The organism is Mesorhizobium sp. M7A.F.Ca.CA.001.10.2.1, from assembly GCF_003998575.1.
In the GTDB taxonomy this organism is placed as follows: Bacteria; Pseudomonadota; Alphaproteobacteria; order Rhizobiales; family Rhizobiaceae; genus Mesorhizobium.
In genome coordinates, this window is the sequence record NZ_RZQY01000262.1 from 1 (window position 1) to 7,723 (window position 7,723).

Annotated in this window: 5 protein-coding genes and 1 pseudogene; 1 reads left to right on the plus strand and 5 read right to left on the minus strand. The window is 63.8% G+C overall.

What is annotated here, in order from left to right:
• Nucleotides 1-533, plus strand: a 533-nt coding sequence (locus EN964_RS17735; protein WP_164775865.1) for a M23 family metallopeptidase, incomplete at its 5' end; no start/stop codon positions are given.
• A gap of 6 nt (nucleotides 534-539) precedes the next feature.
• Here EN964_RS17735 and EN964_RS17740 read toward each other — a convergent pair.
• The 5 genes and pseudogenes from EN964_RS17740 to EN964_RS17760 all read right to left on the minus strand — a co-directional run.
• On the minus strand, nucleotides 540-2,099 hold the full coding sequence (locus EN964_RS17740; RefSeq protein WP_127266728.1) for an MFS transporter: 1,560 nt from the start codon (nucleotides 2,097-2,099) through the stop codon (nucleotides 540-542).
• 221 nt (nucleotides 2,100-2,320) lie between these two features.
• Nucleotides 2,321-3,826 carry a L,D-transpeptidase family protein gene (locus tag EN964_RS17745; protein WP_127266730.1) on the minus strand — a complete coding sequence of 502 codons (1,506 nt, stop codon included), beginning with the start codon at nucleotides 3,824-3,826 and terminating at the stop codon, nucleotides 2,321-2,323.
• A gap of 148 nt (nucleotides 3,827-3,974) precedes the next feature.
• Complete coding sequence (locus EN964_RS17750) at nucleotides 3,975-4,340, minus strand: MmcQ/YjbR family DNA-binding protein (RefSeq protein WP_127266727.1); 366 nt, start codon at nucleotides 4,338-4,340, stop codon at nucleotides 3,975-3,977.
• Nucleotides 4,341-4,455: 115 nt separating this feature from the next.
• Nucleotides 4,456-7,062 (minus strand): ATP-dependent chaperone ClpB, encoded by a 2,607-nt coding sequence (gene clpB, locus EN964_RS17755; RefSeq protein ID WP_127266726.1) that lies wholly within the window; start codon nucleotides 7,060-7,062, stop codon nucleotides 4,456-4,458.
• Nucleotides 7,063-7,281: 219 nt separating this feature from the next.
• Nucleotides 7,282-7,723, minus strand: a pseudogene (locus tag EN964_RS17760) (DUF4167 domain-containing protein); the annotation flags it as partial.

The window sequence follows — 7,723 nt, forward strand, 5'->3', positions numbered from 1 at the left end:
CGACCGCCGAGCAGTTCCTGTTCCGCAACCCCCTGCCCGCCGGGAAATTCCGCTCCGGTTTCGGCGCCCGCAGGCATCCGATCCTCGGCTATGTCCGCATGCACACCGGCGTCGATTGGTCCGCGCCGATCGGCACGCCGATCATCGCCGCCGGCAACGGCACGGTCGAGAAGGTCGGCTGGGCCGGCGGCTACGGCAAGCAGATCATCATCCGCCATGCCAATGGCTATGAGACATCATACAATCACCAGAGCGCCTTTGCCAAAGGCATCGAACCGGGCGTGCACGTCCGCCAGGGCCAGACCATCGGCTTCCTCGGCCAGACCGGCCTCGCCACCGGCCCGCATCTTCACTACGAGCTGATCGTCAACGGCACCAAGGTTGATCCGATGCGTGTCCGCCTGCCGGTCGGCAAGGTGCTGAAGGGCGATGACCTCGTCGCCTTCAAGCGCGAGCGCGAGCGCATCGACGAACTGCTGAAGCAGGAAGACAGCGATTCGCTGAAGGTTGCGAGCGCCAAGATCGACGGTTGACCCGCTTCAGCCTTGCCGATCTTCGGCCTGTCGCGGCCATGGCAATCGCTCACCGGGAATGGTCGTCCAGGCGATGACAGCCGCAAGCAGGCAAAGCAGCGCGGTCACCGAAGAAACCGCGGCAAAAGCGGCATCGCTGGCGGCGAGCCTCGCCGCATCGATGGCCGGCGCAAGCCCGGCTGGCGCCGGTTCACCAAATCCTGGGATGGCGGACGTTGCGCTCGCGTCCAGCGCATTCGCGTAAACCCATGCGGCAAGCGAGCCCATCGCCGCCACCGCGATCAGACCGCCGATGCGTGAGACGGCATTGTTGATGCCGGAGGCGGCCCCCGTGTCCTTGTCTTCCACCGCCGTCATGATCGCGGTCGACAAAGGCGACACGACCAGAGCCATGCCGAGCCCCATCAGCGCCATCAGCGGGAATATTCCAATCCAGAAATTGTGGATACCGGCGTAGGTGAGCAAGGCCAGCCCGGCAAACGCGAAAGCCACGACCAAGCTGCCGCAGGCGATCGGAAAACGTGGTCCGATCCGGTCCGAAAGCTTGCCGACCGGTCCCGACAAAAGCGCGATCAATGCCGACAAGGGCAGGAAGATGAAGCCGACCTCGGCCGTGCTCAGATCCCAGCCGGCGATCAGCAGCATCGGCAGATAGAAAAGGTTGGCCGATAGCGCAAAATAGAGGAAGAATGTCGCCACATTGGCGCCGGCGAAAGCACCGACGCGAAACAGGCTGAGGTCGATCATCGGCTCGCGCTGCCGAAGCTCGAAAACGATGAAGACAGCCAGCAGTACGACGCCTGCGGCAATGCTCGGCCCTGCCATGAGGCCCTCGCCGCTGGCGCTCATCGAGGTCAGCCCATAGGCAAGCGCGCCGAAGGCCAATGTCGCGAGCGCTGCACCACCGAGATCCAGGCTGCGTTTCTCCGTCGGCGTATCGGCAGGAACCTTGGCCAGCAGAAGCCAGATCGAGATCAAGCCCAGCGGCAGGTTGATGGCAAAGATCGCCCGCCAGATGCCGTCGCCGAAGGCCGACAGCACGAAACCGCCGAACACCGGGCCAAGTGCCGTGGTCAGCGCTGAAGCCGCCGCCCAGATCCCAATCGCGCGGCCGCGTTCTTTCTTCGGGTAGGCCTTGGCGATGATGGCGAGGCTGCCGGGCACCATGATTGCCGCACCGATGCCCTGCAACGCGCGAAATGCGATCAGCACAATGGCATTCGGCGCCAGCGCACAGGCCAGCGAAGCGACGATGAACAGCGCAATGCCGGACACGAAGGCGCGGCGCAGACCGAATCGGTCGCCGGCCGCACCCCCGGCCAGGATCAGCGCCGACAGCGTCAATGCATAGGCATTGGAAATCCACTGCGCCTCGGCAAGGTTGGCGCCGAGGTTGACGCGAATCGCCGGTGTGGCGATGGCCAGGATCGAGCCGTCTATGAAGCCAAGCGCCGAGGCCAGAATTGCCGCGATCAGCACAAATCGCCGCTGCGACTGCGGACAAAACGTTCCATGCGTGACCGGGCTCGTCAGCGGGACCGCGGCAGCTTTGCTCGGTGAATGCATGAAACCTTGCTTAAACCCCTAGCGCATCGGCAACAACCGGCCAGTGGCTTGCAGTCATTGAAACCAGCCGTTTGGCCAGGGTTGCACCCTGACAGGGTGCAAATGGCACAGTCATGCCAGCCCCGTTACGTGCAGCCGGCGGGGATTTCGATGAGGCGGCCGCTTGAAAGCTCGGCTTCATCCTGATCATGCAGCTGGTCTATGCCGCCGCACTTCCCAGTTCACTGCTGCGCAAGGTTATCGGCTGAAGGTCCGCCGACAAACTCCACCGTGACACCCGGCGAAACCAGCTTGGCCAACTCCCGCGCATCCCAGTTGGTCAGGCGTACGCAGCCATGGCTTTCGGTTTTGCCGATCTTCGACGGATCCGGCGTGCCGTGGATGCCATAGGTCGGCTTGTCCAGGGCGATCCAGACCGAGCCGACGGGACCGTTCGGCCCAGGCGGAATGGTCAGGACCTTGTCGTTCTGGCCCTGCTTGAAATTGATGCTGGGATTGTAGGTGTAGTTCGGATCGAGCGCGACGCGCGACACCGTGTGAATGCCGGACGGTGACGGCGTGTCCGAAGAGCCGATGGTTGCGGGATAGGCCGCGACCAGCCTGCCGCCGGCATCATAGGCGAAAACCTCTTTCTTGTCCTTGTCGGCGACGATGCGGGCCACCGGCGTCGAAACCAGTTTGCCGAAATTGGCGACCTTGATGGTCGTGCCGGGACGATTGAAATCGAGGTCCGGGTTGAGCGCTTTGAGATAATTCTCATCCATGTGGAAGCGCTCTGCGAGCGCCTCGGTCACCGACGTATAGCCCATGCGATCGAGTTGCGCCTTCTGGCTGTAGTCTTCCGGGATCGACGCGACATAGGGACCGGCCGCATCCTCCGCTGTGATCGTGTAGTTGGCGAAGGCATCGCCGCCGGATTGCGCAAGTGCCGCCTGGATGGCGACCGCGTCGGTCGATCGCAGATTGGCGCCGGTGATCTGGTTGTAGGCAGCGAGCGCTTTGTCGACGTTCGAACCGAAACGCCCGTCGATGACGCCAGGCGAAGCGCCACCCCGGTCGAGCAGCACCTGAAGGGCGGCGACATCCTGGCGCGCTCCCAGCGACAGTGCCGGGGCAACAGTGGTCTTGCCGCCAGTCTCTGGTGGCAGAGCTGCCTGATCGGCTGACGTCGCCGGCTGGGCAGGGTCTATCGAGGCTTCGTCCAGCGGCTGGCGCTTGATGGTACCCGGCTTTGCCGGCTGCGGCGCGTCGGGATAATTGTCATCGTAGCTGCCATCGTCCTGCGGTGCCGGCGGATAGGCTTCGACGGCATTGTCCCCATAGGGATCGTACTCGTCCGCCGGCGGCGGGATAACGCGGCCTTCCTCTTCCAACTGCTGGCGCCGGAACCGCGCCATGTCTTCCGGATCGTCGAGATAGTAGCGGTCGTCGCCGTCGGGGGCGCGGCCCAGTTCGCGCAGTCGTGTCTCGCGGCGCAAGGCGCGGCGGTCGAGCCGGGTCTGCGGCGGCTGGATGGCGATGACCTTGCCGGTATCGGCATCGACGATCACGCGGTTGCCCCTGGCGTCGTAGTAGATGTCGAGATTGCCGTCCTGGGCGACAAGGATGCCACCGGTATCGGCGGCACGGACAATCGGTGGTGCGCTGTCCTGCGTCGGGGCTGCGATTGCATTGGCAGACAAAAGCCCGCCGGCAAGTACCGAAAGGGTGAAGATCGTACGCAGCATAGTGGCGAAACTCTCCGGTCCGTAATTGCCGCCGCCCGGCATTGTTCTCTGGCGAAGCCCCTCGTCAGCAAACCAGTTACCCACCATATGGTTCCAACATGAACCGGGCATGAAGATGGCGGTTTTCCAGCGCCTCGAGGAATATAGACTAGCTTGCGGCAAGTCCCAATTCCTTGCGCGCCTGCCTGGTCAGTTTCAGGGCTACAAGGCGATGGCTCTCGCGCAGATAGTCCTTCAGCGCGGCATCATCCATGCTCTGGCTTGTCCGACGCTGGATCCATGTCATGCCGCGCGAGGCAAGATAGGGCGCGGGCCGCAGGCCCGGCTGCTCCTTGAGCACATCATAGGCGATATCGGAGCATTTGAAGGTGACGAAGAGCTGCTGGCCCTGATCCCAGCCGCCAACCGCGAAGACCTTGTCTCCGACCTTCCAGACATGGGCGCCGCCCCATTGGACAACGTGGTTCGTCGCGGGCAGCGAGGCGCAGAAGCCGTTGTAGTCGTCCAGCGTCATCCCGCCCCCTTTTTTTGCGCACGTCGCCCAAAAGTGGCCCCGGTTTTGGGAAAACGACATGCATATGACAAAGACCTAAAACGCCGCGCGTCCGGGAAGGACGCGCGGCGTAGGATCAGGCTGCCACTTCCGCCGCGACGATCGCCGGCTTCGAGCGGAAGTTCAGCCGGTCGGAACCGGCTGTCACCTTGACGGTCGAGCCGTCGAGAATGTCGCCGAGCAGGATCTTCTCCGCCAGCGGGTCCTGCAATTCCTTCTGCATCACCCGCTTCAGCGGCCGCGCGCCATAGGCCGGATCGTAGCCCTTGGCCGCCAGCCAGTCGACCGCCTCCTGGTCCAGCGACAGCGTGATCTTGCGGTCGACAAGCAGGCTCTCCAGCCGCTTGAGCTGGATCTCGACGATGCGGCCCATATCCTGCCGGCGCAGCCGGTGGAACAGGATCACCTCGTCGACGCGATTGAGGAACTCCGGCCGGAACGACGCCCTGACGACACCCATCACCTCGTCGCGAACCAGATCGACGTCCTGATCCTCGGTGAGATTGACGAGATATTCGGCGCCCAGGTTCGACGTCATGATGATCAGCGTGTTGCGGAAGTCCACCGTGCGGCCCTGCCCATCGGTCAGGCGGCCGTCATCGAGCACCTGCAACAGCACGTTGAACACATCGGGATGCGCCTTCTCGATTTCGTCGAACAGCACGACCTGATAGGGCCGGCGCCGCACCGCTTCGGTCAACGCGCCGCCTTCCTCATAGCCGACATAGCCGGGAGGTGCGCCGATCAGCCGGGCGACCGAGTGCTTTTCCATGAACTCCGACATGTCGATGCGCACCATCGCGCCCTCGTCGTCGAACAGGAAGCTTGCCAGCGCCTTGGTCAGTTCGGTCTTGCCGACGCCCGTCGGCCCGAGGAACATGAACGAGCCGATCGGCCGGTTCGGGTCCTGCAGGCCCGCGCGAGCGCGCCGCACCGCTTTGGAAACAGCCTGCACCGCCTCGCCCTGGCCGACGACACGCTTGCCGATCTCGTCTTCCATGCGCAGCAGCTTGTCGCGCTCCCCCTGCAGCATCTTGTCGACCGGAATGCCGGTCCAGCGCGAGACGATATGCGCGACGTGATCCGGCGTGACCACCTCTTCGACCATGCCAGCCTTGCCGTCCTGGGTTTCGGCCTCCTTCAGCTTCTTTTCCAGTTCCGGGATCTTGCCATAGGCAAGCTCGCCAGCGCGCTGGAATTCACCCTTGCGCTGCGCAATGGCGAGCTCGTTGCGCGCCTCGTCAAGCTGCTTCTTCAGATCGGCGGCCAGCCCGAGCTTCTGCTTCTCGGCCTGCCATTTGGCGGTGATCTCGGTCGATTCCTCCTCGAGGCCGACGAGTTCCTTTTCCAGGCGGGCAAGTCGATCCTTCGAGGCGTCGTCTGTCTCGACCTTGAGCGCCTCGCGTTCGATCTTGAGCTGCATGATGCGGCGATCGATCTCGTCCAGCGCCTCGGGCTTGGAATCGACCTGCATGCGCAGCCGCGATGCGGCTTCGTCGACCAGATCGATCGCCTTGTCCGGCAGGAAGCGATCGGCGATGTAGCGGTTGGACAGCGTCGCCGCCGCCACCAGCGCCGAATCCGAAATGCGCACCTTGTGGTGCTGCTCGTACTTCTCCTTCAGGCCGCGCAGGATCGAGACGGTGTCTTCCACCGTCGGCTCGTCGACGAACACCGGCTGGAAGCGGCGGGCAAGCGCTGCATCCTTCTCGACATGCTTGCGATACTCATCGAGCGTGGTGGCGCCGACGCAGTGCAGCTCGCCGCGCGCCAGCGCCGGCTTCAGAAGGTTCGACGCATCCATGGCGCCATCCGCCTTGCCGGCACCGACCAGGGTGTGCATCTCATCGATGAACAGGATGATGTTGCCGCTGGCCGAGGTGACTTCGGAGAGCACGGCCTTCAGCCGCTCCTCGAACTCGCCGCGATATTTGGCGCCGGCAATCAGCGCGCCCATGTCGAGCGCCATCAATTGCTTATCCTTCAGCGATTCCGGCACGTCGCCATTGACGATGCGCAGCGCCAGGCCTTCGGCGATCGCCGTCTTGCCGACGCCCGGTTCGCCGATCAGCACCGGATTGTTCTTGGTGCGGCGCGACAGCACCTGAATGGTGCGGCGGATCTCGTCGTCACGGCCGATCACGGGGTCCAGCTTGCCGGCACGGGCATCCGCGGTCAGGTCGCGCGCGTATTTCTTCAGCGCGTCGTAGCCCTGTTCGGCACTCGCCGAATCGGCGGTGCGGCCCTTGCGGACGTCATTGATGACCTGGTTGAGCGCCTGCGGGGTGACGCCGGCCTTGGCCAGTATGTCGGCGGTCTTGGCCGACTTCTCCATGGCCAGCGCCTGCAAGAGCCGCTCCACCGTGACAAAGCTGTCGCCGGCTTTCTTGGCCAGTTCCTCGGCGGTCGAAAACACTTTTGCCAGCGGCTGGGCCAGATAGAGCTGGCCATTGCCGCCCTCGACCTTGGGCATCGCTTCGAGTGCCGTCTCGACGCCAAGCTTGACGTCGCGGACGTTGCCGCCGGCGCGTTCGATCAGCGACGCGGCCAGGCCCTCATCGTCGTCGACGAGCACTTTCAGGATATGCTCAGGGGTGAATTGCTGATGGTTGCGGGAAAGCGCCATAGTCTGCGCGGACTGGATAAAACCGCGCACGCGCTCTGAGTATTTCTCAAGGTTCATATCTGTCTCCTTCCATCACCGGCCCGCTTTGCGGCACCGGATCCGATTGCGGTGACGGACCCTCCCATTCGAGCCGGGTCCAGTTGAGGCTGATATGGTGCACAAGCTCCGAACCCTCAAGACGTCTCGATATCGGCAACTTCATAATATTGCACGGCCGCCCAAACGAAAACGGCGGAGATTTCTCTCCGCCGTTCAATGCCTTGAAATGCCGTTCGATCAGTTGTCGATATCGACATTGATCGGTTGGGCGTTGCCGCTGTCGACCGGGGCCGCAGCCGCCTCGCCGGCGTTGGCCACGGAATTGGCATTGTCACTACCGCCATCAACCTGATCGGCGTTGACGCGCGGGCGGCGCGGCCGCCTCGGACGACGGGCAGCACCGCTTTCGGCGGCCGCCTCGTTGAGTTCGGCCTGGGCCGCAAGGCCTGCCGGCGAAAGATTCTCGAACGACGGAGCCGGTTCGGCCGCAGCAACGGATTCGGTCGGCGCGGCGGCTTCGGCCTCGCTTGGAGCCTCGTTGCGCTGGGGCTGGCCAGCTTGCTCGGCGGACGATGCATAGTCGCGCTGGCCGTTCTGGCCGTAACCGCCATTGGGGCGACGATCGCGATGGCGCCCGCCATTGTTGTCGCGGCCACCATTGTTGCGCCCGCCATTATTA

Excerpts from the sequence above, each read along its gene's own strand:
- clpB (WP_127266726.1), bottom strand. The coding sequence starts at position 7,062 with ATGAACCTTGAGAAATACTCAGAGCGCGTGCGCGGTTTTATCCAGTCC.
- EN964_RS17740 (WP_127266728.1), bottom strand. The coding sequence starts at position 2,099 with ATGCATTCACCGAGCAAAGCTGCCGCGGTCCCGCTGACGAGCCCGGTC.
- EN964_RS17745 (WP_127266730.1), bottom strand. The coding sequence starts at position 3,826 with ATGCTGCGTACGATCTTCACCCTTTCGGTACTTGCCGGCGGGCTTTTG.
- EN964_RS17750 (WP_127266727.1), bottom strand. The coding sequence starts at position 4,340 with ATGACGCTGGACGACTACAACGGCTTCTGCGCCTCGCTGCCCGCGACG.